We start from the raw sequence: 24,342 nt of genomic DNA, 5'->3' as shown, positions 1-24,342 counted from the left end.
CTACGCGTCCCACGCTCCACTACAACCTTTTCAGTTGCTCCACCAGGGCCGCCTCCACCTCGGGCGCACTGAAAAAGAACCGACGGGCCATGGGCAGGCTGATCGCGCTGCGCCAGATATCGACAGCCGCCTGGGCGCGGCCCGGGCGCCCTCTGCGGATCAGCTCGAAACGTTCACTTTCGGCGCGCTCCTGGGCCTTGGGGCCGAGAAAGCGCTCATTGCGGGTTTTCAGGTGCGCCGCGCCCAGTTCGAAACCATCATCGAAGGTGGCCAGGCCCTCATAGTGGAAATGCGCAACCCAGAGCAACCCGCCCTTCTTGCCCGTTGCCGCCTTGTCGAGGATCAGATACTCCTGCAGATAGTCGCGGGACTTGAGCAGACTGCGCGGCCCGTTCTTCCTGATTTCGATCACGCCCTGGCGCCGGAGAAAATCGACCCGCGCCATGTCCGGCATGCTCGCCTTGGTGGCCTCGACCCGAATCAGCAGCCCTTCATTGACCAGTTCCAGGGCCAAGGCGCGCAGCTTGCCCACCTGTGTCTGGACATTGACCCGCTCGACCGGCGCGTCGACCGACGCCAGGCGCTCCTCGAGTTGATTGACCAGGCGCTCGAGCTTTTTCGACTCGCTCTCCAGCACATCCTGGAGAAACACCGGATCCCTGATCGGCTGCTTCAAGCGCTCGGCCCTGTCGAGCGCCTTGGCCAATTCCGCCCGGGCATCGCGCAACTCCCGATTGGCCGCCTGCATCTGCCCCTCGGCATCCGCGAGCAAACGTTTGAGGCCGATCTGCGGTCTGGCCGCCGTCACTGGCGCGGCTGGCTCGGGCGCCTTGATTTCCTCCCAATATGTCCCCTCGTCGCTTTCCTGGAACAGCAGGACATCCTCCCCGTCGGCGATCTCGACCACCTCCCGGGTCTGACCCGGGCTCGGCGGCCTGACTTTCCCCAGGTAGATCCCCCCCCTGGAGCCACGGGTCTGGATAAGCCCGGGCGTTTTCTCAAGCTCCTCCTGCGCGGTAATGTCGCTGGCCTGCTCGTCGAGCAGTTCGCTCAAGGCCTCCATGGCCTCCTCGCGCAGTTGCCCGATCAGTCCGAGCAGACGGTCGGTATAGACCACGGACGTAGCCTCCGGCTGCAAGTGCCGCCAGAACTCGATGACTTGCAGGCTCGATTCATAATTTTCGATACAGGTATTGAGCACGCGACGGCGGCGCCTGGCGGAGATTTCCATGTCCAGCTCCAGGTTGACCCGCGAGCGGCTGGCCATGGCCGCCTCCTGGGTTTTATCCCTCAGCGAGGGATAGCTCTGCTCGCCGCGCTCCAGTTCGTGGAGACTCAACCAGCGCAAGGTATGCAGTTGTGACGAATGCGTATCCAGCAAGGTCAGGGCCCCCTTGGTCTGCGCATTGACCTTGTCGCGAACCTTGCTCCCCAGGCCGGGAAACTCGTCCAGGCGCTCGTTCATCTGCTTTTCCAGTTTATGCCAGCCCAGCATTTCGTCGTTGGTCCTGACCTTCCTCATGTGATACGCCAGCGAGCGTTCATACAAGGCCGAACCTGGTCCGGCATTGGTCGCCTTCGCCAAGTCGATATCTTCGGCAGATGGACGCGCTTGCTCGCGGACCCTGGACAGCACGTCCACCAGTTCCCGACAGCCGCCGAGCTGCACGCCGAGAAACGCGCACACGGCCTCCTTCCATTTGGCAACCGGCTTGAGCCGGGCCTCCTCTTCGCGCAAGGTGATGCTCTGCCCCGTCAGGTCGAAGGCTTTTCGCGCCTCCTGGATAAAACGTTGTCGGGCCTCGCTGCGTACGGCTTCGGAGTAATCCCCCGCCTCTTTGCGCTGCAGGTCGAGCCGGGCCAGGGAAGCCCTGCGCATCGCCAGCTTGCCGTCGGTTTCGATGATCTGGTGGCGCTCGGCCAAGGCCTTGGCCGCCGCGGCGTTTTTGGCCTGCAATTGCTTGACCGTCTCACGTCCGGCACGCCCGGAGCCGCCGCGCAGGCGCAGCCTCAGGTCCGGCAACCAGCGGCCCTCACCGACGTTTTTCAAATAGAAGCCTTGCTCCAGACCGTCGGGCGAGACCACTCGCACACCGCCCTCGCCATCGGTGACCACGGCAAACACCCAGCCGCCTAGGCGTGCCGCCAGTTGCTTGCCCTCCTTCAAGTGGATCAACCCCTGATACTCGCCGGATGCAATCACTTCGCCCAAGGCCCGCCAGTCAGGCGAGGACAGGGGGTAGCGCATCATCGCCCAATCAACGATATTCCTGCGCGAGGATGTCTGGCCTGGTGCCACAGGGTTTTCCAGATTCATCGGTATCGGCTTGTCCGGTCCTTCGCTGATGGTCGCCCGGGTCTGTGCCCGGTAGCCCTCGTGTGTCGGGATCCTGTGCTGGACTTCGACGGGGGCCTCGAGATGGCTCAGGCGATGCCCGAGGATAAACGCCATATTGATCAGCAGGTCGGCCCAGGCATTGGCCTTGGCTGCGGGATCCTTTTCCTGCAAACGCCGCAAGTCGGACTCGACGCTGGCAACCACGGCGAAAATCCAGCCGGCCACCGCCGCCGGGCCACGGATAAACATCAGGACAATGTTGAACAACAGCCAGGCGCCCTCCTTCAAGGTCGCCCAACGTAGTTCGGCGTTGGACACCGACTGGCGATCCGCCAGGGCGATCAGGGTCCTGGCGGTGGAGGCAAACAGATGCCGCAGATAATCGCCCTCGACCTCCTCGTCACAGAGCGTGGTCCGCGCCTCCGGCAACAGCACGGCAAAACCATCCTCGACCGAGCGAACCCGATGCGGCTCGACAAAGCCGCCATTGTCATAGGTGCGCCGGGCTTGATCACTCATCCAGGTCAGCACGCCCTCCTGCAACGGGCCAGGGTGTTTGATCGCTTCGAACAGCGCGGCGAAGCTCGGATATTGCCGTAGCGGCTCGGCGGCTGGGGTGGGACGGGCATCGTTGTCGCGAGGACAGAAGGCCTTGTCCGGCGCCGCCTGCAACGCCTGGAAGACCGACGCCCGCGGGCCGGCCTTGGCGAGCAGCGGACGATAGAGAATGACCGGGCCATGGCGGGTGTCCTTCGGCCCGATAGTGAACATCGACGCCACGACATCGGCCGGCATATCGGCTTCAGTCTTGAAGGCCAGGGGGCGCAGGACGATCTGCTGGCCGTCTACCCATTGCCTGGCCGCCTCGCCCTGCATCACCGCCTCGACATAACGGTATCCGGTCTCATCAAAGTCCGCTTCGCCACGGATCTTGAGTTCCAATGCCGCCATGGGCAATTGCACCCGCAGTTGCGCACTGAAGAGTTTCTCCCGACGTGGTGCCTCGTCGGCATCGTCGATCAGCGTGGACTCGAGCAGCTCCAGGTAGGTCCGCCCGACATCGACGAAGGTCACCAGGCGCTTGATGTAATCCGCGGTCATCCAGGCCGGAACCGGCGCTTCGAGCGCGCAACGGCGGATATTGATACGCATCTTCGTATGCCGGAAACCGCCGAGATTCTCCAGGGCAAACTCGGTCAGGCTCATCCGCACCGTGCCCACACTTCCCAGCGCGCCACCCGCCGCGCCAACACTGGGCACAGCCACAGCGGTCGTAGCCTCGAACTCCAGGTGGATATCATCGGGGTCGGCGATCTCCAGCACTTGCGGATGATCCTCGCGCATTTTTTTCCGCAGGGCCTTGGCGGCGAAGCCCGGCAGGTCGCCGATACCGTCGAGAAAGGTCTTGCCGCCCGAACCGCGCTGGACCTCGGCGAGCTTTTCCAGCCAGGCACGATAGGCCGCGATGTCCTCGGCACGAGCCGCCAGCAACCAATGCGGCAAGGCATCGCCCAGGGCCTGCAGTTCCTCGGGCAACTCGAGTACCTGACGAGGTTGCTTGGGCACCGGTGCGAAAAACCAGGTATCGGGGCGGGTGATCGCATCGAGCCGGCGCTGGTAGTCCTCGACCGTCCACTGGGGATCGCGTCCGATCAGAGCGATCTCCTGGAGCTGATTGTCCAGCAAGGCCTCGCCGAGGCTGGCCACGGTCCGCTCCATTTGCTCGGGCGGATCGTCCTGCTTCCAAAGCAGGTGCTCGCGATACTCGATATCGCGACCATTGGCCCGGGTACTCATGAACAACGGCACCAACTGTCCCAGGTCCGTGGAAGCGGCCCTGAACAGTCCCCAGGACAGATTGAACACCAGGGGCATCTGCTCGATACCGTGTTCCTTGCGCCGGGCGATCAGCAGCGGCAAGGCCTCGGGATAACGCCCGCCCCACGGGTCTTTGCTCACGGCACGCATACCGTAGAGCGCGAACTGCCTGTCGGGCTTTTCCAGATCAACCGTCAGGAAGTCGCGATAGTGTTCACTGCCAACCATGACAATCCGCGTCAGCACTGCGCAGAGCCGCTGAAAGCGGCTGTTGCCTTGCCGGTCCTCTTCGTTCCAGTAGTCGACCAAGGCCTGCTTGAAGAACTCAAGGAGGGCCTCGCCCCACTCTCTGATCATGACCTGGGTCGCCGCCGCATCCACCCAATACCGGTACCAGGTACCGGGCACGTCGCGGCGGATCTCCAATACGTGCTCAGAGCTGAAAACCGGCGCGACGCCCGTGGTGAAATGCTTGAGCACGAGGTCGATCAATGCGCTGTATCGGTAACCGGCAAAGACCCTTTTGCCCTCATGCTCCGACCATCGCGGCGCTCCGACAACCAGGTGCGAAGCGTTGCGCTGCGGCTCCCAACGGGTAAAAAAGCGTTCCTGAACGATCGACAAGGCCACGTCGCGCAAGGCCGGCGGGTCGGCGAAAAGCGCCTTGACCGCGTCGATCGACTGTTCGAGCGTTGGGCGCGGCGGTGTAATTGCATCCGTCATATCTGACTCCCTTCAAATCGGAAAAATGAGCCGGGGCTCAACCGCCGTCGGTCAGGACCGAGCGCGGGTTCCGGGGAGTAAACACAGAGTGCGGCCCAGCCTTGTGATACCCGGCTATCGCCGGGCTGTCCGTTCAGGCATACAGCGGCCATGGCGCTGGCATACACTGGCGCCCATGACCACGATTCCCCTGACCCACCTCGCCGAACCGGCGATCACCTGCTCCACCTGCGCGGCCTGCTGCTGTCGGCTCGAGGTGCTGTTGATCAGCGATACCGGTGTCCCCGAACGCTACATCGACATCGACGATTGGGGCGGTGAGGTGATGCTGCGCCTGGACGACGGCTGGTGCGCGGCGCTGGATCGCGACACCATGCGCTGCACCATCTACGAGAAACGTCCGCTGATCTGCCGGGAATTCGAAACCGGCTCGCAGGACTGCCTGGAAGAACGCCGAGGGATCGCCACAGCGTATCGCTGAGTCAAAGCGAAGGCCGAAAGCGGGGGAGCGAATCAGGGCGCTTTCATCCGCGAGTCAAGGACACGTCCCATATATCCGGTGAACCCACTCAATCCACACTTGCGACGAACGCGTCACAAGCAGCGGGCAACTCGATAGTTGCCCCCCGGACCCTGAGACCACTGCCCCATGAACACGCCCTCGCCCCTTTTCTCGTCCACTCCCAGTCATTCCCCTCCTTGCGCAGCCGACGGAACTGCGACAACGAACGACACGGCACAGCTCCAGTCGCGCCAGTTGCTGGCGCTCAAGACCGCCAATGCGCAAGTAACGGCTTTACTCAACGCGCTGCCGGAGCCGCTCCCGGCCAGCCACGACAGGAATGCGCCGCCCCATACGCTCGAGCAGATACGCCATCTGCAGGCGAGTTATCTGGCACGACTGGAACAGTTCTGGACGCAAGCCCATTGCGCCACCGCTGGCCGCCCCGCCGATCAATGGCTCGCGCTGACCTTGAAGACGCAGCTCAGGATCGAAGCGCAACTGCGCAGCTTCGATGGGACACTGGCCGCCGACGACAGGCAACTGATCGACCAGGTGCTGAACCATCCCACACGCGCCCAACGGGAGAGCGCACTGCCGGTGCTGCCCACGGTCTATCGACCCGGGGTATACGGCATTGCCTTCCTGCAGGAGAACGCCTCGGAGACGACGCCATGGCCAGGCGCTTACGTGATCAGCAGTCGCGACGGTGCCGTCCTGCAGGGGCGCAATCCAGACCCGAAGTACTTCAAGGGCAAGACAACGGTCGACATCAAGAGTGATCTGGGACGGGTCGTTCTGTACACCCTGGAGGCCGGTCTCGAAACCTTTGTCTCGCTCAAGCACCTGCACACCACGCTGCAAGCGCGGATCGGGCAAGCCATCGCCCAGCGTTTTAGCGCCAGTGATGACAAGAGTGAAGGACTCTTCGACTGGCAGGTCCGGGCACTGCGCAGCCTCCAGCGACAACGGGTGACCGATGCCTTTGCCGACCACGAGCCGGACACGCCAGCGGCACTGCTGGCGCGCATCAAGGCCGCCGCCGACCTGCGCGACCTCCTCGATACCGGCCCTCGAGAGAACGATCGTTCACAAGCACTGGAATACAAGACCTGGCAGCAGACCTTCAAGGGGGCCGGCCGGCCTGACTGGCAACGCTACCTGACATTGGCCTGGCAGGTGAAAATCGGCCAACTGGCGCTGGCACTGGCCTTGACCAAGGCGGCGCAGGCGATCGCCGGCACCTGGCAATTCGCCAATGCCGCCAGGCTGCAACTGGCGGCCCTGGAAGCCCGGCTCCACGGCCGAATCGATGCACGCCGTCGACAGTGGATCGAGGTGCTGCTCGACTATCCGGACCCGACCAGCCGGCCCACGATCGGCGGCCACGCCATCATCGCCAACGTCCTGGGCTTGCCCGCGCATCCCCAGGACACTCAGGGCAATAGGCAGATCGTCAATGGCGGCGTGCTGGCGATCACCAGCGCGGATCCGAGCGACACTGGCGTCGTCCTGTATACCCCGGACTCTCCCGATTGCGGCAGCCTTGAAGCATTCGACCAACTCCACCAACTGGAGCGCCGCGTCCTGGAGCCCGCCTGGACAGACTATTTTGCCGCCCGGCTGAGCCCATTGAGCAATGCAGCAGCCCGCTTGCTGAAACCCGGAAACGGTGGCCGCGTCCAACTGATCCCCATACCCGGCAACCTGCACCAGGGGCTCTACGAAGTACAACATGACAGGCTGATCGAACAGGCCCGACAGAGTCTCCACGACGCCACCGGACTCACTACCGTCCCGGCGCCGCAAACGCTCCCAGCGTTCACGTCCGAGCCGCCGCCCTGGAAAGCTGCGCTCACACCTCAGGCCGCGAATGGCGGGTTCGGCGCCCCGCGCCTGCGACTGCTGGGCGGTGCGCCGCAACGGCCTTCGGCAATCGCCGGCCTGGTTCGCCTGGGGTCCTGGAACCCACAGGTCATGGACATCGTGCCGCCCCTCATGACCAACCTGCCGGACTGGCCGCAGGGCAGTAACCTGGTGATTATCGACTCCCGCGAACCGGGGTTTGGTTGGTCGGTACGCTACCGACCGGGGCTGCGCGAAGACACCTATGGATACCGGGTGAACCCGGATATGTTCAGCGCCCGCCATGATGTGGTGCTGTACCGATCCAGCCCGAATCATTACCGCGTCCGCCTCAATGGCAACTCGGTGGACGTCCCCGCCGGTGAAGACAGCTTCTTTCATGCCGTGGCCCAGGCACTGAACCAAGGGCATGAGGCCGCCACGTTCACGGTCGAACGCCTGCGCAATGCGGTCGCCGATCATATCGAACGCAATCCACAGGTCGTGCCCTTCGTGACGGCCGAGTATTTGCCCCTCTATGCCCGGGCGCTTGAGCATTGCACGGAACTGAATATCTGGCTGGGCGATGACGTCTATCGGGAGTTGACGGCCATCCTCAAGGGCACGCCCAACCCGTACGGCCTCTTCCAGCCGGCCATCCGTTACCTGGATGCGACCTTGCCGTCCCACTTGCCGAGGCTCGGCAACGCTGTCGATCAAGTATTCAATAGCGTCTATGAGACCCATGGGCTGCGCGCGCTACCTGCGGAAATACGCCAGATCATCGATGGTTACATTGACGCGGCGCCGCGGCCGACATTGTCCCTGCTGGTCGACCGCGCCAACCGCAGGGCACTGTTGGAGACACTGCTGGTGGGGCCCTCACAAGTGGCGGACATCGACTACCTGGTCGATCGGACCTTCCTGTTTGATCACAACATCCGGCATATGACGCTGGAGTATGGGGTGACAGCCGCCCAGTTGCGCCAATACGCAACCCAGTACGCGGGCAATCAGATCACCGCGCGACGTGACTTGCTGAGGGCGGTGATCGAGCGCTTCCCGGCCCTGCTTGAGCGGCTCGACATCATTTTCAGCTCGGCAACCTTGACCCCGCCCATGGGCGAGGGACTCAACGTCAATCAAATCGCCAACCTGCTGCGCGATCCACACATTTCAACGACCAGATTGCGCCTGATCGCCCGTTGCGCGGACGCGGGCATCGTCCGGATCAACCTGCTCGACAACGCCGACACGATCAGGTCACTGAGCGATGAAGTGGTGTACCAACTTCTTGAACATCGACAGCAACTGCAGGCACTGGCGGTGCACATGGGCCCCCAGGACATCAGGTCCATGCTGATCCCATTCGAAGTCCAGACTTATTCATGGAATTCGCACCAGTTTCAATCGGCCGCGCTCGCCAATGCCCGGCTCAAACTGCTGCTCGATACCCCCAGGCTGTTCAACTTGCTCAGGCAACGCTCGGGCCGAGTGGCCGCCAATATGTGGCGACGGCTGACCAGTGCCAGCTTTGACCAAGCCAGGGTTCGACGCGCGCTCGCCGATCCGCGTCAGGCTCTCGGCAGCCTGCTGCGGCTGGACATGGCGCTGAGCGAGGAGCTTGCGAGCACTTCGGCACAAGCCGCAAGCGCCACCCCGACACGCCCACAACCGGCCTATCTGAGAGGGTACGAGCTGTCCGACGGTTCGACACCGGCACTCTCGGGACCGGATGCGCGAGGCTTCTATCAGAGCCCGGACGGCAAGCTATACATCGTCTACGAAGGCCTGCACTACGAGGTCCGCAGTTTCGGCAATCGGATCCGGATCGTCCATGCCATCGACGGTTTCAGGCGCGTGACCTATGAAGTGCAACGCCGTGCCGAGGGTACCTGGCAACTCATGGACGCCCCGGGCCTCGGCGGCGATGTACGCCGGCCCCGGCCTTCCATTGCCGAGCAATCCCGGACACAACGCGACGAGTTCGCCGCCCTGGGCCAGGCCGCGCAACAAGAGTGGCAAACGCTCGGCGCCGCTGAGCCTGTGTCCGGTCGGGTCCCCGATCTGCAATCCATCGAATCCACCAGCAACGGTTACACGGTGGCCCTCATCGGCCCGGACGACACGCCGCGCCAGCACCTGGCACTGGAGAAATCCAGCGCCCTGGCCAGGCTCTCGACACGCATCCGTGCAACCATCAGCGCGGTCCAGCAACACTTCGCGTTCGAGAACGGTCAACTGCGGCCACGTCCGGGGGCTACCCACCATGAAGTGGTCCATAGCCTGGCTCAGCTCGATGGCCTGAACAGCCTGAATACCGGCTTCGCGCTGTTGCTGCTCAATAGTGGCAAGCACTCCTCTTTGTCAGCGGAGCTGGCCAACGCGGTCCAGGTGCAGTTCCAAACCCAGCTGGCCCTGGTGGTCATCGGCGTGGCGGTCGATGCGAAAATACTGGCCCAGGCCATTTACCTCGGCTTGAAGGATGCCGGACACCTGGGCACGGAGACGATCCGCCTGCTGGACAAAGCCGGCCAAGGTATCACCCTGGGGGGCAAGACGCTGACCCTGGGCGGACTGTTGGCCGCCGGCAGTGCCCTGCTGGTCCTGGCCAGCCTGGGGCTCGACAGCTACCTGCTCGCCCATGCCCGGACCGCCGAGGACAAGGCCGTCTATGGCAGCAACGTGGGGCTCGACAGCCTCGCGCTGGGCACGGTACTGGCCGGTTTCGCCGAGGGCGCCGAATTCCTCGGACCGCTGTCGATCCCCCTGGCCGGCCTGGGCCTGGGCGTCAGCAGCCTGGTGTCGGTGTTCTTTGCCAAGGCCCACAAGGTCCTCGCCACGGGCGAACACTTCACCCGGGAGATCCAGGCCTATCGCAGCGGTTATATCGAGGATCCTGAAACCCATATCCTGCAGTTGAGCGGTCCGGTGATCGTCACCCATCTGGATCAGCGCAACGGCCAGGTCTATCTGGGCAGCCCGAAGATCTACGCCGTCGACAATTCGCATTCGGGCGATCCCCAAGTGATAGTCGATGAACGCCAGGCGATTGATGTCGGCCAGGTACTGGAACTTCCCAGGCAAATGGCGCTACCCGCTTCGGACACGGCCCGTGCCCTTTATCTACCGGCCACGCCCGAGCACAGCTACCTGCCGCAATACGCCTGGCTGGTCGGTGCCACCCAGCGCAATGACGCGCAATTGCAGCTGTTCAAGGTGCTCGAACAAAAGACCCAGGGCCGGTTCATCGAGGCCGAATGGGTCGCGGTGTTCCAGAAGGTCGCGGAAAAACTGCTGCCTCGCTACCACCCCACGCGCATCCGGGTCAGCCTGGGGCTTGAGGCGCCGCCTCTGGTCATGGATACACTGGGCGAGCTGGGCCAATACCTGAGCTATGACATCGAAGGCCAGGGCAGCCAATATGACCTTTATCTGAACGAGGGCGCCCGGCTCAATCTGTCCAGCCGCGCCACCTCGCAGCCCAGCACCTGGGTGCTGCACAGCGATCACCTGAGTCGCCCGGAGGATATCCGGCTCGAGGCCGGCCGGCTGACGATCGGGGGCGTGGTGGTGCAGGTCGAGGACAAGGCGAGCGTGTATGTGGTCAACCGGGCCAACGAGGCGTACCGGCTGGATCTGGCCGCCGGCCGGTACACGCTGGTGACGCTGGGTGCAGGGGATTACGAGAACGTCGGCGCGCTGGTGCAGCACTTGCAAGCACTGCAGGGTCGACAACGACTGGACGCCTCGGTGCACATCGAAGACCTGTCGCCCCCCGATCACCCGGGCCGCGGTATTTACTATCGACCCGCCGACGGCAGTTTCGTGGCCATTCCCGTGGACGGCGAAGATCACGGCCAGGAGCTTTACCAGATCCCGCTGCCATGGGAAGCACTGGTCATCCTCCCCAGCCCGCAGCGCGAGAAGATCCAGGAAGCCGCCGCGACCCTGGCGGCCATGAGCGTCTATCTGAACGCCCAGTATCAGAAGTTCGGCGGGCGTTCGGCGGGATTCTGGAGCGCTCATCCCGCCGAGGGGCTGCCCGGCAACGAGAAGTTCTATGGTGATTTCTTGCGCGCGCAATACCGCCTGGAGGTCCAGCGCGCACGCCTGCACAGCAGTGGCTACGCCGACAGCGCCTGCCAGATGATGCTGCAATTGCTGCCCGGCCCCGAGCAAGACCGTTCGTCCCAGGGCAAACGGCAAGTCGCGGTGCACCGGCTCAACATCAACGGCTACCCCGCCGACGATGTGCTGATCCTCGGCGATCCACGGCAGGGAACGCTGCTGTTGTACGTACCGGAGTCAAAGCCGGCATTGACCGTGTGCAATGGTGTCAGCGACCTCAAGGCCTGCGTGCAACGGTTGGCTGCCGCAGATGCAACACGCCAGGCGCTGCAGGAACACTTCCCGCGCCGCTACCGCGCCAGCAACCACAGTGCGCTGTGGGGCTATATGGGAACCGACGAAGCGCTGGAAAAGATCGGCGACAGTGGCGACTGGAGCCTGATCCGGATCGACCGCAGCCCCATCGCTGACGAGGATGTTTTTGCCGCCCTGGCCAGCCTCAAACGCCGCAGCGAAGGCGGCTGACACTCGGCGAACGGCTATTACAACGGCATCGTGTAGTGCAGGGCGTAGCTTTCGATGCCTTCGTTCGGCGTGCGGATACCGGCGTTGGAGTAGTGGGAGGCGCGAACACCCACTTCCTGTCCGCCGGCGAAGCGCAGGCCGAAGCCCACGCGGTCCTCGAAGAGGAAGGCCGAGCCCAGCTTGTTGCCTTCCACTTCGGTGTGGGCAAACAGCGCGACACCGATCCCCGCCTCGATATAGGGCTTGATCGATGCCCCGGAAAACTCGTAGACGAACACAGGAGAGAACGACAGGCTGTGATTGCTCGGGCGCTTGTCGCCTTCCCAGTAGGTGTAGGCAGCGCTCCAGTAACCGGTAAGGCGACCCACATCGCTTTGCAGCCAGCTCTTGTCCCAGTTCGATTGCAGGCCCAGGCGATAGCTGCGGGTCGAGTCGCTGGTCTGGCCAACGGAGAATTCGACGCCGCTCGCTTGCGCCATGGCGCCATACCCCAGGGTGACGGCCGCAAGCGCAGCCAAGCAGAACATTCGCTTCATGAGAAATATCCTATTTCCAATGCCTTTCAGGCGCGACCCAACAGCTCCCCGCAAGAGGAGCCTGGCGTCAAACCTGAGTTCACGAGGATTCGCCGTTCTAAGACGACGTTTACCCTTTGAAGCTTTGCACAATCCCGGACTTCTGCCAGAGCATCGGCAGAACTTTCCTGAAATGATCCGGATCGGCACTGGTCCAGAACTGCGCATCGCGCGCCGGTCCCGCGGACAGCAGATCGCGCGCTTCCAGCAGCCGTTGGAGCTGCCGGGCCACGGCGGCACCGGTGTCGATCAGGCTGATGGATGCCGGAATCATCTCCAGCAACAGCGGCTTGAGGAAGGGATAGTGGGTGCAGCCGAGGATAATGGTGTCGCAGCCCGCCGCCAGCAAAGGGTCGACATAGCTGCGCAGCAACTGGCGCAGGGCGTCGCTGTGCAAATCGCCGTCTTCGATCATTTCCACCAGCCCGGGACAAGGCTGGGTGATCACCCGCACATCGTTGGCAAAACGGTCGAGCAAGGCGGCGAACTTGGCGCTTTGCAAGGTCCCGGTGGTCGCCAGCACGCCGACCACACCGCTGCGGGTGGCCGCCGCCGCGGGTTTGACCGCCGGCTCCATGGCCACCAGCGGCCAGTCCGGGTAACGCTGGCGCAAATCGGCGGCTGCGGCCACGGTGGCGGTATTACAGGCAATCACCAGCGCCTTGGCGCCTTGCTCGCGACAGAAGTCGGAGATCACCGCGCAGCGCTGGCGAATGTACTCCGGGCTTTTTTCGCCGTAGGGGATATGCCCGCAGTCGGCGACATAGAACAGCGACTCATTGGGCAACAGGGCCTGGATCTCCTTGAGCACCGACAAGCCGCCGACGCCAGAGTCGATTACCGCGACCGGCGCATCACGCATCGCCACCTCCACAGACGTGGCATTGCGGATCGCGCTTGACCCGCAGCTCACGGAACTTTGTACCCAGGGCATCGATCAGCAGCAAGCGGCCCACCAGCGGCTCGCCGAAACCGGCCAGCAACTTCAAGGCTTCCAGGGCTTGCAGACTACCGACCAGACCCACCAGCGGACCGATGACGCCGGCTTCACTGCAGGTCAGTTCGGCTTCGCTGCCGTGTCCGTACAAGCAGTGGTAGCAAGGGCTTTCCGGGCGACGCGGGTCGAATACCGAGAGTTGCCCTTCGAGACGAATCGCCGCGCCGCTGACCAACGGCTTGCCGGCGGCGACACAGGCGGCGTTGACCGCCTCGCGGGTGCTGAAGTTGTCGCTGCAATCGAGCACCAGGTCCACCGCCGCCACCGCAAGGCCGAGGGAGTCGGCGTCGAGGGCCTGGCGATGGGCGACCAGGGTCACTTCAGGATTGATCGCCGCCAGCCGCCGCAGCGCCGAATCGACCTTGCTCGAACCGATGCTGGCGGTGTCATGGATGATCTGGCGTTGCAGGTTGGTCAACTCGACCGTATCGAAGTCCGCCAGATGCAGTTCACCGACCCCGGCAGCCGCCAGGTAAAGCGCCACCGGGGCGCCGAGGCCACCAAGACCGACGATCAGCACCCGGCTGTTTTTCAGACGCAACTGGCCGTCGATATCGACCTGTTGCAACAGGATCTGCCGGCTATAGCGCAACAGCTCCTGATCACTCAGCACGATAGGCGCCCCAGACTGATGCGTTGATGGCCGCCCAGGTCGGTGCGGCTGTGAACCTCGCTGAAACCTTGCGCCGCGAGCAGCTCGCGGACCGCTTCAGCCTGGTCGTAACCGTGTTCGAGCATCAACCAGCCAGCGGCCTCCAGGTGCTTGGGTGCCTGGGCGATGATCAGGCGCAGGTCGTCCAGGCCATCGGCACCGGCCACCAGGGCGCTGGCCGGTTCGAAACGCACATCGCCCAGGGCCAGATGCGGGTCGCTCGAAGCAATGTACGGCGGGTTGCTGATGATCAATTGAAAACGCTGGCCGTCCAGGGCGCTGAACCAATGGCTGCTCAGCACCGTGGCATTGTTCAGCCCCAGGCGCTGGCGATTGCGTTCAGCCAGGGCCACCGCTTCCGGCACGCGGTCCACCGCCGTGACTTGCCAGGCCGGACGCTCATTGGCCAACGCCAGTGCGATCGCGCCGCTGCCGGTGCCCAGGTCGAGCACCCGGGCCGGGGTCGCCGGCAGCAGCTCAAGGGCGGCTTCCACCAGCAGTTCGGTGTCCGGACGCGGAATCAGAGTATGCGGCGCCACTTCCAGGTCCAGCTTCCAGAACCCCTGTTGACCGAGAATATAGGCCACCGGCTCGCCACCACGGCGGCGCAGCAGGAAGTCGGAAAAGGCCAGCGCGGTCTCGCTGCTGACGATCTTCTCCGGCCAGGTGTGCAGGTAACTGCGGGATTTGCCCAGGGCCGCCGCCAACAGCAGTTCGGCGTCCAGGCGCGCGGTCGGCGAGTCAGGCAGTTCGGCGGCGCGTAGCAGACTGGCAATAATGGTCATTCAATCACCCAAGGCGGCCAGTTGATCGGCCTGGTATTCGGCCAACAGCGGTTCGATAACGGCTTCCACCCCGCCGGCCAGGACTTCATCCAGGGAGTACAGGGTCAGGTTGACACGGTGGTCGGTGACCCGGCCCTGGGGGAAGTTGTAGGTACGGATACGTTCGGAGCGATCGCCCGAACCCACCAACAGCTTACGCTCACTGGCGATGGCATTGGCCGCGGCGCTGGTCTGCTGGTCATTGAGCTTGGCCGACAGCCAGGACATCGCCCGCGCGCGGTTCTTGTGCTGGGAACGCTCTTCCTGGCATTCGACCACTATTCCCGAAGGCAAGTGGGTGATGCGGATCGCCGAGTCGGTCTTGTTGACGTGTTGGCCACCGGCGCCGGAGGAACGGTAGGTGTCGATGCGCAGGTCCGCCGGGTTGATCTCGATGGCTTCCTGTTCATCCGGCTCGGGCAACACCGCGACCGTGCAGGCCGAGGTATGGATGCGGCCCTGGGACTCGGTGGCCGGGACGCGCTGGACGCGGTGGGCACCGGATTCGAATTTCAGCTTGCCGTAGACATTGTCGCCTTCGACCCGGGCAATGACTTCTTTATAGCCGCCATGTTCGCCGACGTTTTCCGAGAGGATCTCCAGGCGCCAACCACGCCGCTCGGCATAACGCGAATACATGCGGAACAGGTCGCCGGAAAAGATCGCCGCCTCGTCGCCGCCGGTGCCGGCGCGGATTTCGAGAAACACGTTGCGGCCATCGTTGGGGTCCTTGGGCAACAACATGCGTTGCAGGTTGCCCTCCAGTTCGACCAGTTGCTCCTTGGCCTCGCGGACTTCCTCGACCGCCATTTCGCGCATGTCCGGGTCGCTGTCCTTGAGCAGCGCCTGGGCGCCTTCCAGGTCGGACTGCACCTTCGACACCTGCTTGTAGGCCGTGACAATCGGTTCGACTTCGGCGTACTCCTTGGAATAGGCGCGGAACTTGTTCTGATCGGAAATGACTTCGCCATCGCCGAGCAAGGCGGTCAGTTCCTCGAAACGGTCCTGGAGGATGTCCAGCTTATTGAGCAGTGACGCTTTCATTGCGGTTTCTTATCCGAAAAGCTATCCGATGAGCCCTCACCGAGGGCAAAGAGTTCCTGGGCCATGGCCAGCGCATCGAGGCGGCCTTCGGCGGACAACTTTTTCAGTTGCACGCTGGGCGCATGCATCAATTTGTTGGTCAGGCCACGGGCCAGTTGCATCAGCACCTCTTCGGCGCTGCCGCCGTTGGCCAGCAGACGCTGGGCCTTGAGCAATTCTTCGTCGCGCAGGCGCTCGCTCTGCTGGCGGTAGGCGCGCAACACATCCACCGCGGCGAGCTCGCGCAGGCGTGCCATGAAGTCGTTGACGCCGCTGCTCACCAGTTCCTCGGCGGCTTGTGCGGCACCCTGGCGGCTCTTGAGGTTCTCGGCGACCACTTCGTGGAGATCGTCAACGCTATAGAGGTAAACGTCGTCCAACTCGCCGACTTCCGGCTCGATATCCCGGGGTACGGCGATGTCCACCATGAAGATCGGCTTGTGCTTGCGCAGCTTCAAGGCGCTTTCCACCGCGCCCTTGCCGAGGATCGGCAACTGGCTGGCGGTGGAACTGATGACGATATCGCTGTGCACCAGCTCCTGGGGGATGTCGGACAACAATACCGCGTGGGCACCGAACTCTTCGGCGAGGATCTTGGCCCGCTCCAGGGTCCGGTTGGCCACCACGATACGCTTGACGCCCTGCTCATGCAGGTGGCGGGCGACCAGGGTGATGGTTTCGCCGGCGCCGATCAGCAACGCGCTGCTGCGCTGCAGATCGCTGAAAATCTGTTTCGCCAGGCTGACGGCGGCAAAGGCCACCGACACCGGGTTCTCGCCGATAGCGGTGTCGGTACGCACCTGCTTGGCGGCGCTGAACGTGGCCTGGAACAGGCGTCCGAGCAACGGACCTATGGTTCCCGCCTCCCGCGCCACGGCATAGGCCGACTTCATCTGGCCGAGAATCTGCGGTTCGCCCAACACCAGCGAATCCAGGCCCGAGGCCACGCGCATCATATGACGAACGGCGGCATCGTCCTCGTGCACATAGGCACAGGCCCGCAGGTCTTCGAGGCTCAGGTGGTGATAATCGGCCAGCCAGCGCAACACCGTGTCCGACGTGAGGTGCTCCTGCTCGATATACAGTTCACTGCGATTGCAGGTGGAGAGGATCGCGGCTTCACGGCTGTCAGTGAGGCGGCACAGTTGCTGCAGGGCCTCCACCAATTGCTCGGGGGTAAAAGCCACGCGCTCGCGCACGTCTACGGACGCCGTCTTGTGGTTGATGCCGAGTGCGAGGAAGGCCATTCAGGGTCGCTGATGATGTCGAGAAGCCGACAATTGTCCACCTTCGACTGATTCAGAACAACCACTGCCGACTATTGTCCTAATGTAACGTTGCTATAAGTGTCTGGTGAGCGTCTCGGGTATGGTTCTGCCCGCCGCTTGTGTCATGATGCCCCGACCCGCAGGTAAGTCGTCCTTCTCCTATATGAATAGATCCTCCGCGTTGCTCCTCGCTTTTGTCTTCCTCAGCGGCTGCCAGGCCTTGGCACCCGTGTCGCCGGGGCGTACGCCGCCGACTGAAGACACCACTCCGGCCCCGGAAAAGCCCAAGGTCTACAGCTCGTTCACCGAAGATACGGTGTTCAGCCTGTTGAGCGCGGAGCTGGCCGGGCAGCGAAATCGTTTCGATATCGCGCTGGATAACTACGTGACCCAGGCGATCAACACCCAGGATCCGGGGATTTCCGAGCGGGCCTTCCGCATTGCCGAGTACCTGGGCGCCGATCAGGCCGCCCTCGATACCTCGCTGATCTGGGCGAAAAACGCCCCGACCGACCTCGAGGCACAACGCGCGGCCGCCATCCAGCTGGCCCGCAGCGGGCGTTATGACGACGCCATGGTCTATATGGAGAAGGTCCTGCAAGGCAAGGGCGACACCCATTTCGACTTCCTTGCCCTGTCAGCCGCCGATACCGATCAGGACACCCGCAACGGCCTGAAGAAAAGTTTCGACCGCCTGCTGGTCAAGCATCCAAAGAACAGCCAGCTGATTTTCGGCAAGGCGCTGTTGCTGCAACAGGACGGCGATACCCAGGCCGCCTTGGCACTGCTGGAAAAAAACCCGCCGGAAGAAGGCGAAATCGCCCCGATCCTGCTGCGCGCACGCTTGCTGCAAGCGCTGAACCGCGGCAAGGAAGCCTTGCCGATCCTGGAAAAAAGCATCAAGCAGTACCCGGACGACAAGCGCCTGCGCCTGACTTATGCGCGCATGCTGGTGGAACAGGATCGCATGGCCGACGCCAAGACCCAGTTCTCCAGCCTGGTGCAGCAATACCCGGAAGATGACGAACTGCGTTTCTCCCTGGCCCTCGTCTGCCTTGAGGCCAAGGCCTGGGACGAAGCCAAGGGTTACCTGGAGGAACTGATCGCCCGCGACAGCCATGTCGACTCGGCGCACCTGAACCTGGGCCGCATCGCCGAAGAACACAACGACCTGCAGACCGCCCTGGATGAATACGGGCAAGTCGGACCGGGCAACGATTACCTGCCGGCGCAACTGCGCCAGACCGATATCCTGGTCACCACCGGGCGTGGCGCCGAGGCCTCGAGCAAACTCAAGACGGCCCGCGACGAGCAGCCGGACTACGCGATCCAGCTTTACCTGATCGAGGCCGAGATACTCGAAGCCAACCATCAGGGCGATCGCGCCTGGAGCGTCCTGCAACAAGCCCTGTTGCAGTACCCGGACGACCTGAACCTGCTTTACACCCGCGCCATGCAAGCGGAAAAGCGTGACGACCTGGCACAGATGGAGAAAGACCTGCGCGCCATCCTCAAGCGCGAACCGGACAATGCCATGGCGTTGAACGCCCTCGGCTACACCCTGTCGGACCGCACCACCCGCTATGCCGAAGCCAAGGAACTGATCGAGAAGGCGCACCAGTTGAACCCGGAAGATCCGGCCGTGCTCGACAGCCTCGGCTGGGTGAACTTCCGCCTGGGCAACCTCGACGAAGCCGAACGCCTGCTGCGCCAGGCCCTGGAACGCTTCCCCGACCAGGAAGTCGCCGCGCACCTGGGCGAAGTCCTGTGGAACAACGGCAAGCAACGCGAAGCCAAACAAATCTGGGGCAAGTTCCTCAAGGACCAGCCCGACAGCCCACTCCTGCGCAGCACCATCAAGCGCCTGACCGGTTCCGAGACTCTTTAAGCTTATGTTTTTGCGCCACCTCGTTGTTTTCAGCCTGATCGCCCTGCTCGCCGGTTGCGCGGGCTTCGGCGCCCGTGAGTCCGTCGAAGGCCACGGCGACCCGGCCCTCTGGGCCAAACACAAACAGCAATTGAGCAGCCTCGATGGCTGGCAGATCAATGGCAAGGTCGGTATCCGCGCGCCCAAGGACTCCGGTAGCGGCACCCTGTTCTGGCTGCAACGCCAGGACTACTACGATATCCGTCTGTCCGGCCCGCTGGGGCGCGGCGCGGCCCGTCTGACCGGGCGTCCCGGGCAGGTGACCCTGGAGGTCGCCAACCAGGGCCGCTATGCCGCCACCAGCCCCGAGGCCCTGCTTCAGGAGCAATTGGGCTGGGAGCTGCCGGTGTCCCATCTGGTCTGGTGGGTCCGTGGCCTCCCCGCGCCGGACAGCAAGAGCCGCCTGAGCCTGGACAACGACAGCCGCCTGGCCAGCCTGGAACAGGATGGTTGGCAGGTCGAGTACCTGAGCTACAGCGAGCAGAACGGCTACTGGTTACCCGAGCGCCTCAAGCTGCACGGCCGCGACCTCGACGTGACCCTGGTGATCAAGGACTGGCAACCGCGCCAGCTGGGGCAGTGAGATGAGCGCTGCCCGCCTGACACTGCCCTCGCCGGCCAAGCTCAACCTGATGCTGCATATCCTCGGTCGCCGCGCCGACGGTTATCACGAATTGCAGACGCTGTTTCAGTTTCTCGACTACGGCGACGAACTGAGCTTTGCCGTGCGTGACGACGGCGTGATCCAGTTGCACACCGAATTCGAAGACGTGCCCCACGACAGCAACCTGATCGTGCGCGCCGCAAAAAAACTCCAGGAGCAATCGGGCTGCTCGTTGGGCGTGGATATCTGGATCGAAAAAATCCTGCCCATGGGCGGCGGCATCGGCGGCGGCAGTTCGAATGCCGCGACCACCCTGCTCGGCCTCAACCACCTCTGGCAACTGGGCTGGGACGAAGATCGCCTGGCCGCGCTGGGCCTGACACTGGGCGCCGACGTGCCGGTTTTCGTTCGTGGCCACGCGGCTTTCGCCGAGGGCGTGGGGGAAAAACTCACCCCGGTTGACCCCGAAGAACCCTGGTATGTCGTGCTCGTTCCGCAAGTCTCTGTAAGTACAGCAGAAATTTTTTCCGATCCGCTGTTGACACGTGACTCCGCGCCCATTAAAGTGCGCCCCGTTCCCAAGGGAAACAGTCGTAATGACTGCTTGCCGGTTGTCGCAAGGCGTTATCCAGAGGTACGTAACGCTTTGAATTTGTTAGGTAAATTTACCGAAGCAAAGTTAACCGGAACTGGAAGTTGTGTGTTTGGGGCCTTCCCAAACAAAGCTGAAGCTGATAAAGTCTCGGCCCTTCTTACAGAGACCCAAACAGGGTTTGTGGCAAAGGGAAGCAACGTTTCGATGTTGCATCGCAAGCTGCAGAGTCTGCTCTAGGAATCGAGTACTGGGTACTCGTTGCAACAGATACAGGGGCGTCGCCAAGCGGTAAGGCAGCAGGTTTTGATCCTGCCATGCGTTGGTTCGAATCCAGCCGCCCCTGCCATTTTCCTATACTCATCCAGGTTACCCTCAGCCTTCAGGTACTGCGCGTGTCCAAGATGATGGTCTTTACGGGGAACGCCAACCCCGATCTGGCTCGACGTGTCGTACGTCAGCTGCATATCCCACTCGGTGACATCTCTGTCGGCAAGTTTTCCGACGGCGAAATTACCGCTGAGATCAATGAAAACGTCCGCGGTAAAGACGTCTTCATCATTCAGCCGACTTGCGCTCCGACCAACGATAACCTGATGGAACTCGTCGTGATGGCTGATGCCTTCCGCCGTTCCTCAGCCACTCGAATCACTGCGGTGATCCCTTACTTTGGTTATGCCCGCCAGGATCGCCGTCCGCGTTCCGCGCGTGTGGCTATCAGCGCGAAAGTCGTCGCTGACATGCTCACCGTCGTCGGCATCGACCGTGTTCTCACGGTTGACCTGCACGCAGACCAGATCCAGGGCTTCTTCGATATTCCGGTAGATAACATCTACGGCTCCCCCGTGCTGGTGGATGACATCGAAGACCAACGCTTCGAAAATCTGATGATCGTGTCTCCGGACATTGGTGGCGTCGTGCGTGCACGGGCTGTTGCCAAGTCGCTGGGCGTGGATCTGGGCATCATCGACAAACGTCGTGAGAAGGCCAACCACTCCGAAGTGATGCACATCATCGGTGACGTCGAAGGCCGCACCTGTATTCTCGTCGATGACATGGTCGACACCGCCGGCACCCTGTGCCACGCGGCGAAAGCCCTCAAGGAACATGGCGCTGCCAAGGTCTTTGCCTACTGCACACACCCTGTGCTGTCGGGTCGTGCGATCGAGAACATTGAAAATTCCGTGCTGGACGAGCTGGTGGTGACCAACACCATCCCGCTGTCCGCTGCAGCACAAGCCTGTGCGCGTATCCGTCAACTGGATATCGCACCGGTAGTCGCCGAAGCGGTTCGCCGCATCAGCAACGAAGAATCGATCAGCGCGATGTTCCGCTAAGGGCCCTGCCCTTTCGGATCTCTCGCTGACGAAAAGCGCCCCGCCCCAACACCTGTTGGGGCGGGGCTTTTTTGCCCATACCGCCTTTAGCGCTGGTCGCAAACGCTAAGGTGGATGTGGTTAATTTGGAGAGTCAACATGAACGAATTTACCCTGAATGCTGAAGTGCGTTCCGACCTGGGGAAAGGTGCGAGCCGCCGCCTGCGTCGTCTCGCAAGCCTGGTTCCAGCTGTAGTTTACGGTGGCGAAAAAGCCCCTGAATCCATCAGCATGCTGGCCAAGGAAGTTGCCAAACTGCTCGAAAACGAAGCGGCTTACAGCCACATCATCGAGCTGAACGTTGGCGGCGCCAAGCAAAACGTGATCATCAAGGCGCTGCAACGTCACCCGTCCAAAGGCCACGTGCTGCACGCTGACTTCGTCCGCGTGGTTGCCGGTCAGAAACTGTCCGCTCACGTACCGGTGCACTTCGTCAACGAAGCCGCAGCGATCAAGAAAGGCGGCGAGATCTCCCACGTTGTGGCTGAAGTAGAAGTCAGCTGCCTGCCGAAAGATCTGCCTGAGTTCATCGAAGTCGACCTGGCTGACGCCGAAGTCGGTTCGATCGTTCACCTGTCGGACCTCAAAGCGCCAAAAGGCGTTGAGTTCGTTGCACTGGCTCACGGTAACGACCTGGCTGTTGCCAACGTTCACGCGCCACGTGTTGCACCGGAAGCTGACGCTGCCGAGTAATATTTACTCCGTAACGTTGGAGTCATGGAAACATCGCGAGCTGGCAAGTAGCGAGTAAAGCGGGCGGGATCGCGAAGTTTGCATCATGTAAATGAGCGCGTTTCGTCCACTTTCGCCGCGACCTCAATAGCCGCGATGTTATCCACAACTCCTAGGAAGGGCCCCTGTCGTGACTGCCATCAAACTGATCGTTGGCCTGGGAAATCCAGGCACCGAATACGAACAGACCCGGCATAACGCGGGGGCCCTTTTTGTTGAACGCATCGCCCACGCCCAAGGTGTCAACCTGGTGGCCGATCGCAAATATTTCGGCCTGACCGGGCGCTTCAGTCACCAGGGTCAGGATGTTCGCCTGTTGATCCCCACCACCTACATGAACCGTAGCGGCCAGGCCGTATCGGCATTGGCTGGATTCTTCCGCATCACGCCTGAAGAAATCCTGGTGGCCCACGACGAACTGGACTTGCCTCCCGGCGTCGCCAAGCTTAAACAGGGTGGCGGACACGGCGGGCACAACGGCCTGCGCGACATCATCGCGCAGCTCGGCAACCAGAATACCTTTCACCGCCTGCGGCTTGGCATTGGCCACCCGGGCGTTGCCAGTATGGTTTCAAATTTTGTCCTGGGTCGTGCGCCACGCGCCGAACAGGAAAAACTCGATGCCAGCATCGATTTTGCCCTCGGCGTGCTGCCGGATATCCTCGCCGGGGAATGGAACCGCGCGATGAAAAACCTGCACAGCCAGAAGGCCTGACTCTTATCCGAGGGGAAACACCATGGGATTCAATTGCGGCATCGTCGGCCTGCCCAACGTCGGCAAATCCACCCTGTTCAACGCCCTGACCAAATCCGGTATCGCGGCGGAGAACTTCCCCTTCTGCACCATCGAGCCGAACAGCGGCATCGTGCCGATGCCCGACCCGCGCCTGCAAGCCCTGGCCGAGATCGTCAAGCCCAAGCGCATCCTGCCGACCACCATGGAGTTCGTCGACATCGCCGGGCTCGTCGCCGGTGCTTCGAAGGGTGAAGGCCTGGGCAACAAGTTCCTTGCCAACATCCGCGAGACCGATGCCATCGCCCACGTGGTCCGCTGCTTCGAAGACGAGAACGTGATTCACGTCTCCAACAGCGTCGACCCCAAGCGCGACATCGAGATCATCGACCTGGAACTGATCTTCGCCGACCTCGACAGCTGCGAGAAGCAACTGCAGAAAGTCACGCGCAACGCCAAGGGTGGTGACAAGGACGCCGTGGTGCAGAAGGGCCTGCTGGAGCAGTTGATCGCCCACTTCACCGAAGGCAAGCCGGCGCGCAGCCTGATGAAGAGCATGAGCGACGACGAGAAAGCGGTGATCCGTGGTTTCCACCTGCTGACCACCAAGCCGGTGATGTACATCGCCAACGTCGCTGAAGACGGCTTCGAGAACAACCCGCTACTGGACGTGGTCAAGGCCATTGCCGAGGAAGAAGGCGCGGTCGTGGTACCGGTGTGCAACAAGATCGAAGCGGAAATCGCCGAGCTGGAAGACGGCGAGGAGAAGGACATGTTCCTCGAAGCCCTGGGCCTTGAAGAACCTGGCTTGAACCGCGTGATCCGCGCCGGCTACGAAATGCTCCACCTGCAGACCTACTTCACCGCCGGTGTCGAAGAAGTCCGCGCCTGGACCGTGCGTGTCGGCGCCACCGCCCCGCAAGCTGCTGGCGTGATCCACACCGACTTCGAGAAAGGCTTTATCCGCGCTGAAGTGATCGCCTACAACGACTTCATCCAGTACAAGGGCGAAGCCGGGACCAAGGAAGCCGGTAAATGGCGTCTGGAAGGCAAGGAATACATCGTTAAAGACGGTGATGTGATGCACTTCCGTTTCAACGTGTAAGCGTTGCCGGAATCAAAGAAGCCGCGTTGATTCGCGGCTTTTTTATGGCCAT

The 24,342-nt window shown here is 62.5% G+C and carries 16 protein-coding genes and 1 tRNA gene; 10 read left to right on the top strand and 7 right to left on the bottom strand.

Translation table 11 applies throughout. The features are described from left to right. Positions 1 to 19: 19 nt before the first annotated feature. A complete protein-coding gene (locus tag M5B99_RS26385) occupies positions 20 to 4,879 on the bottom strand; it encodes a hypothetical protein (RefSeq protein WP_248806814.1) in 4,860 nt (1,619 codons plus the stop codon). Between the two features lie 175 nt (positions 4,880 to 5,054). On the opposite strand from M5B99_RS26385, the gene M5B99_RS26380 reads away from it, so the two are divergent. Both M5B99_RS26380 and M5B99_RS26375 read left to right on the top strand, forming a co-directional pair. After that, a complete protein-coding gene (locus M5B99_RS26380) occupies positions 5,055 to 5,360 on the top strand; it encodes a YkgJ family cysteine cluster protein (RefSeq protein ID WP_248806813.1) in 306 nt (101 codons plus the stop codon). A 276-nt stretch (positions 5,361 to 5,636) separates the two neighbouring features. Continuing rightward, positions 5,637 to 11,822, top strand: a complete 6,186-nt coding sequence (locus M5B99_RS26375; RefSeq protein WP_248806812.1) for a TcdA/TcdB pore-forming domain-containing protein — start codon at positions 5,637 to 5,639, stop codon at positions 11,820 to 11,822. Between the two features lie 17 nt (positions 11,823 to 11,839). On the opposite strand, the gene M5B99_RS26370 is transcribed toward M5B99_RS26375, so the two are convergent. The 6 genes from M5B99_RS26370 to hemA all read right to left on the bottom strand — a co-directional run bounded on the left by M5B99_RS26370 (position 11,840) and on the right by hemA (position 17,200). Then, the gene (locus M5B99_RS26370; RefSeq protein ID WP_248806811.1) at positions 11,840 to 12,358 is read right to left on the bottom strand and encodes an acyloxyacyl hydrolase; all 519 of its coding nucleotides are present in this window, start codon (positions 12,356 to 12,358) and stop codon (positions 11,840 to 11,842) included. 109 nt (positions 12,359 to 12,467) lie between these two features. Beyond that, a complete protein-coding gene (gene murI, locus M5B99_RS26365) occupies positions 12,468 to 13,259 on the bottom strand; it encodes a glutamate racemase (RefSeq protein WP_248806810.1) in 792 nt (263 codons plus the stop codon). Further along, complete coding sequence (locus tag M5B99_RS26360; protein WP_248806809.1) at positions 13,252 to 14,007, bottom strand: molybdopterin-synthase adenylyltransferase MoeB; 756 nt, start codon at positions 14,005 to 14,007, stop codon at positions 13,252 to 13,254. The genes murI and M5B99_RS26360 overlap by 8 nt, the downstream gene beginning before the upstream one ends. Next, positions 14,001 to 14,831 carry a peptide chain release factor N(5)-glutamine methyltransferase gene (gene prmC / locus M5B99_RS26355; protein WP_248806808.1) on the bottom strand — a complete coding sequence of 277 codons (831 nt, stop codon included), beginning with the start codon at positions 14,829 to 14,831 and terminating at the stop codon, positions 14,001 to 14,003. The genes M5B99_RS26360 and prmC overlap by 7 nt, the downstream gene beginning before the upstream one ends. Next, positions 14,832 to 15,914: a peptide chain release factor 1 gene (gene prfA, locus M5B99_RS26350; RefSeq protein ID WP_248806807.1), complete on the bottom strand. Its 1,083-nt coding sequence runs from the start codon at positions 15,912 to 15,914 to the stop codon at positions 14,832 to 14,834. It lies immediately after the preceding gene. Next, the gene (gene hemA / locus M5B99_RS26345) at positions 15,911 to 17,200 is read right to left on the bottom strand and encodes a glutamyl-tRNA reductase (protein WP_248806806.1); all 1,290 of its coding nucleotides are present in this window, start codon (positions 17,198 to 17,200) and stop codon (positions 15,911 to 15,913) included. Before hemA ends, prfA begins: the two co-directional genes overlap by 4 nt. Before the next feature lie 184 nt (positions 17,201 to 17,384). Between hemA and M5B99_RS26340 the strand changes: the two genes are divergently transcribed. The 8 genes from M5B99_RS26340 (at position 17,385) to ychF (ending at position 24,290) form a co-directional block, all read left to right on the top strand. Further along, positions 17,385 to 19,109, top strand: coding sequence for a tetratricopeptide repeat protein (locus tag M5B99_RS26340; RefSeq protein WP_248806805.1), 1,725 nt, complete (start codon positions 17,385 to 17,387; stop codon positions 19,107 to 19,109). Positions 19,110 to 19,113: 4 nt separating this feature from the next. Then, positions 19,114 to 19,731, top strand: coding sequence for a lipoprotein insertase outer membrane protein LolB (lolB, locus tag M5B99_RS26335; protein WP_248806804.1), 618 nt, complete (start codon positions 19,114 to 19,116; stop codon positions 19,729 to 19,731). 1 nt (position 19,732) lies between these two features. Then, on the top strand, positions 19,733 to 20,584 hold the full coding sequence (ispE, locus tag M5B99_RS26330; protein WP_248806803.1) for a 4-(cytidine 5'-diphospho)-2-C-methyl-D-erythritol kinase: 852 nt from the start codon (positions 19,733 to 19,735) through the stop codon (positions 20,582 to 20,584). 34 nt (positions 20,585 to 20,618) lie between these two features. Beyond that, a tRNA-Gln gene (locus tag M5B99_RS26325) sits at positions 20,619 to 20,693 on the top strand. A gap of 46 nt (positions 20,694 to 20,739) precedes the next feature. Continuing rightward, positions 20,740 to 21,681 (top strand): ribose-phosphate pyrophosphokinase, encoded by a 942-nt coding sequence (locus tag M5B99_RS26320; protein ID WP_003171603.1) that lies wholly within the window; start codon positions 20,740 to 20,742, stop codon positions 21,679 to 21,681. 138 nt (positions 21,682 to 21,819) lie between these two features. Beyond that, a complete protein-coding gene (locus M5B99_RS26315) occupies positions 21,820 to 22,413 on the top strand; it encodes a 50S ribosomal protein L25/general stress protein Ctc (RefSeq protein WP_248806834.1) in 594 nt (197 codons plus the stop codon). A 169-nt stretch (positions 22,414 to 22,582) separates the two neighbouring features. Next, complete coding sequence (gene pth, locus M5B99_RS26310) at positions 22,583 to 23,167, top strand: aminoacyl-tRNA hydrolase (protein ID WP_100942297.1); 585 nt, start codon at positions 22,583 to 22,585, stop codon at positions 23,165 to 23,167. Between the two features lie 22 nt (positions 23,168 to 23,189). After that, the gene (gene ychF / locus M5B99_RS26305) at positions 23,190 to 24,290 is read left to right on the top strand and encodes a redox-regulated ATPase YchF (RefSeq protein ID WP_248806802.1); all 1,101 of its coding nucleotides are present in this window, start codon (positions 23,190 to 23,192) and stop codon (positions 24,288 to 24,290) included. Positions 24,291 to 24,342 lie beyond the last annotated feature (52 nt).

The sequence above is a fragment of the Pseudomonas sp. MWU13-2100 genome, assembly GCF_023242365.1.
Classification (GTDB): Bacteria; Pseudomonadota; Gammaproteobacteria; order Pseudomonadales; family Pseudomonadaceae; genus Aquipseudomonas.
This window is presented reverse-complemented; position numbering and strand designations above follow the sequence as displayed.

Bases quoted from the DNA above. Each gene is read 5' to 3' on its own strand.
- M5B99_RS26385 (WP_248806814.1), bottom strand. From the start codon at position 4,879: ATGACGGATGCAATTACACCGCCGCGCCCAACGCTCGAACAGTCGATC.
- M5B99_RS26380 (WP_248806813.1), top strand. From the start codon at position 5,055: ATGACCACGATTCCCCTGACCCACCTCGCCGAACCGGCGATCACCTGC.
- M5B99_RS26370 (WP_248806811.1), bottom strand. From the start codon at position 12,358: ATGAAGCGAATGTTCTGCTTGGCTGCGCTTGCGGCCGTCACCCTGGGG.
- murI (WP_248806810.1), bottom strand. From the start codon at position 13,259: ATGCGTGATGCGCCGGTCGCGGTAATCGACTCTGGCGTCGGCGGCTTG.
- prmC (WP_248806808.1), bottom strand. From the start codon at position 14,831: ATGACCATTATTGCCAGTCTGCTACGCGCCGCCGAACTGCCTGACTCG.
- prfA (WP_248806807.1), bottom strand. From the start codon at position 15,914: ATGAAAGCGTCACTGCTCAATAAGCTGGACATCCTCCAGGACCGTTTC.
- hemA (WP_248806806.1), bottom strand. From the start codon at position 17,200: ATGGCCTTCCTCGCACTCGGCATCAACCACAAGACGGCGTCCGTAGAC.
- M5B99_RS26340 (WP_248806805.1), top strand. From the start codon at position 17,385: ATGAATAGATCCTCCGCGTTGCTCCTCGCTTTTGTCTTCCTCAGCGGC.
- lolB (WP_248806804.1), top strand. From the start codon at position 19,114: ATGTTTTTGCGCCACCTCGTTGTTTTCAGCCTGATCGCCCTGCTCGCC.
- ispE (WP_248806803.1), top strand. From the start codon at position 19,733: ATGAGCGCTGCCCGCCTGACACTGCCCTCGCCGGCCAAGCTCAACCTG.
- M5B99_RS26315 (WP_248806834.1), top strand. From the start codon at position 21,820: ATGAACGAATTTACCCTGAATGCTGAAGTGCGTTCCGACCTGGGGAAA.
- ychF (WP_248806802.1), top strand. From the start codon at position 23,190: ATGGGATTCAATTGCGGCATCGTCGGCCTGCCCAACGTCGGCAAATCC.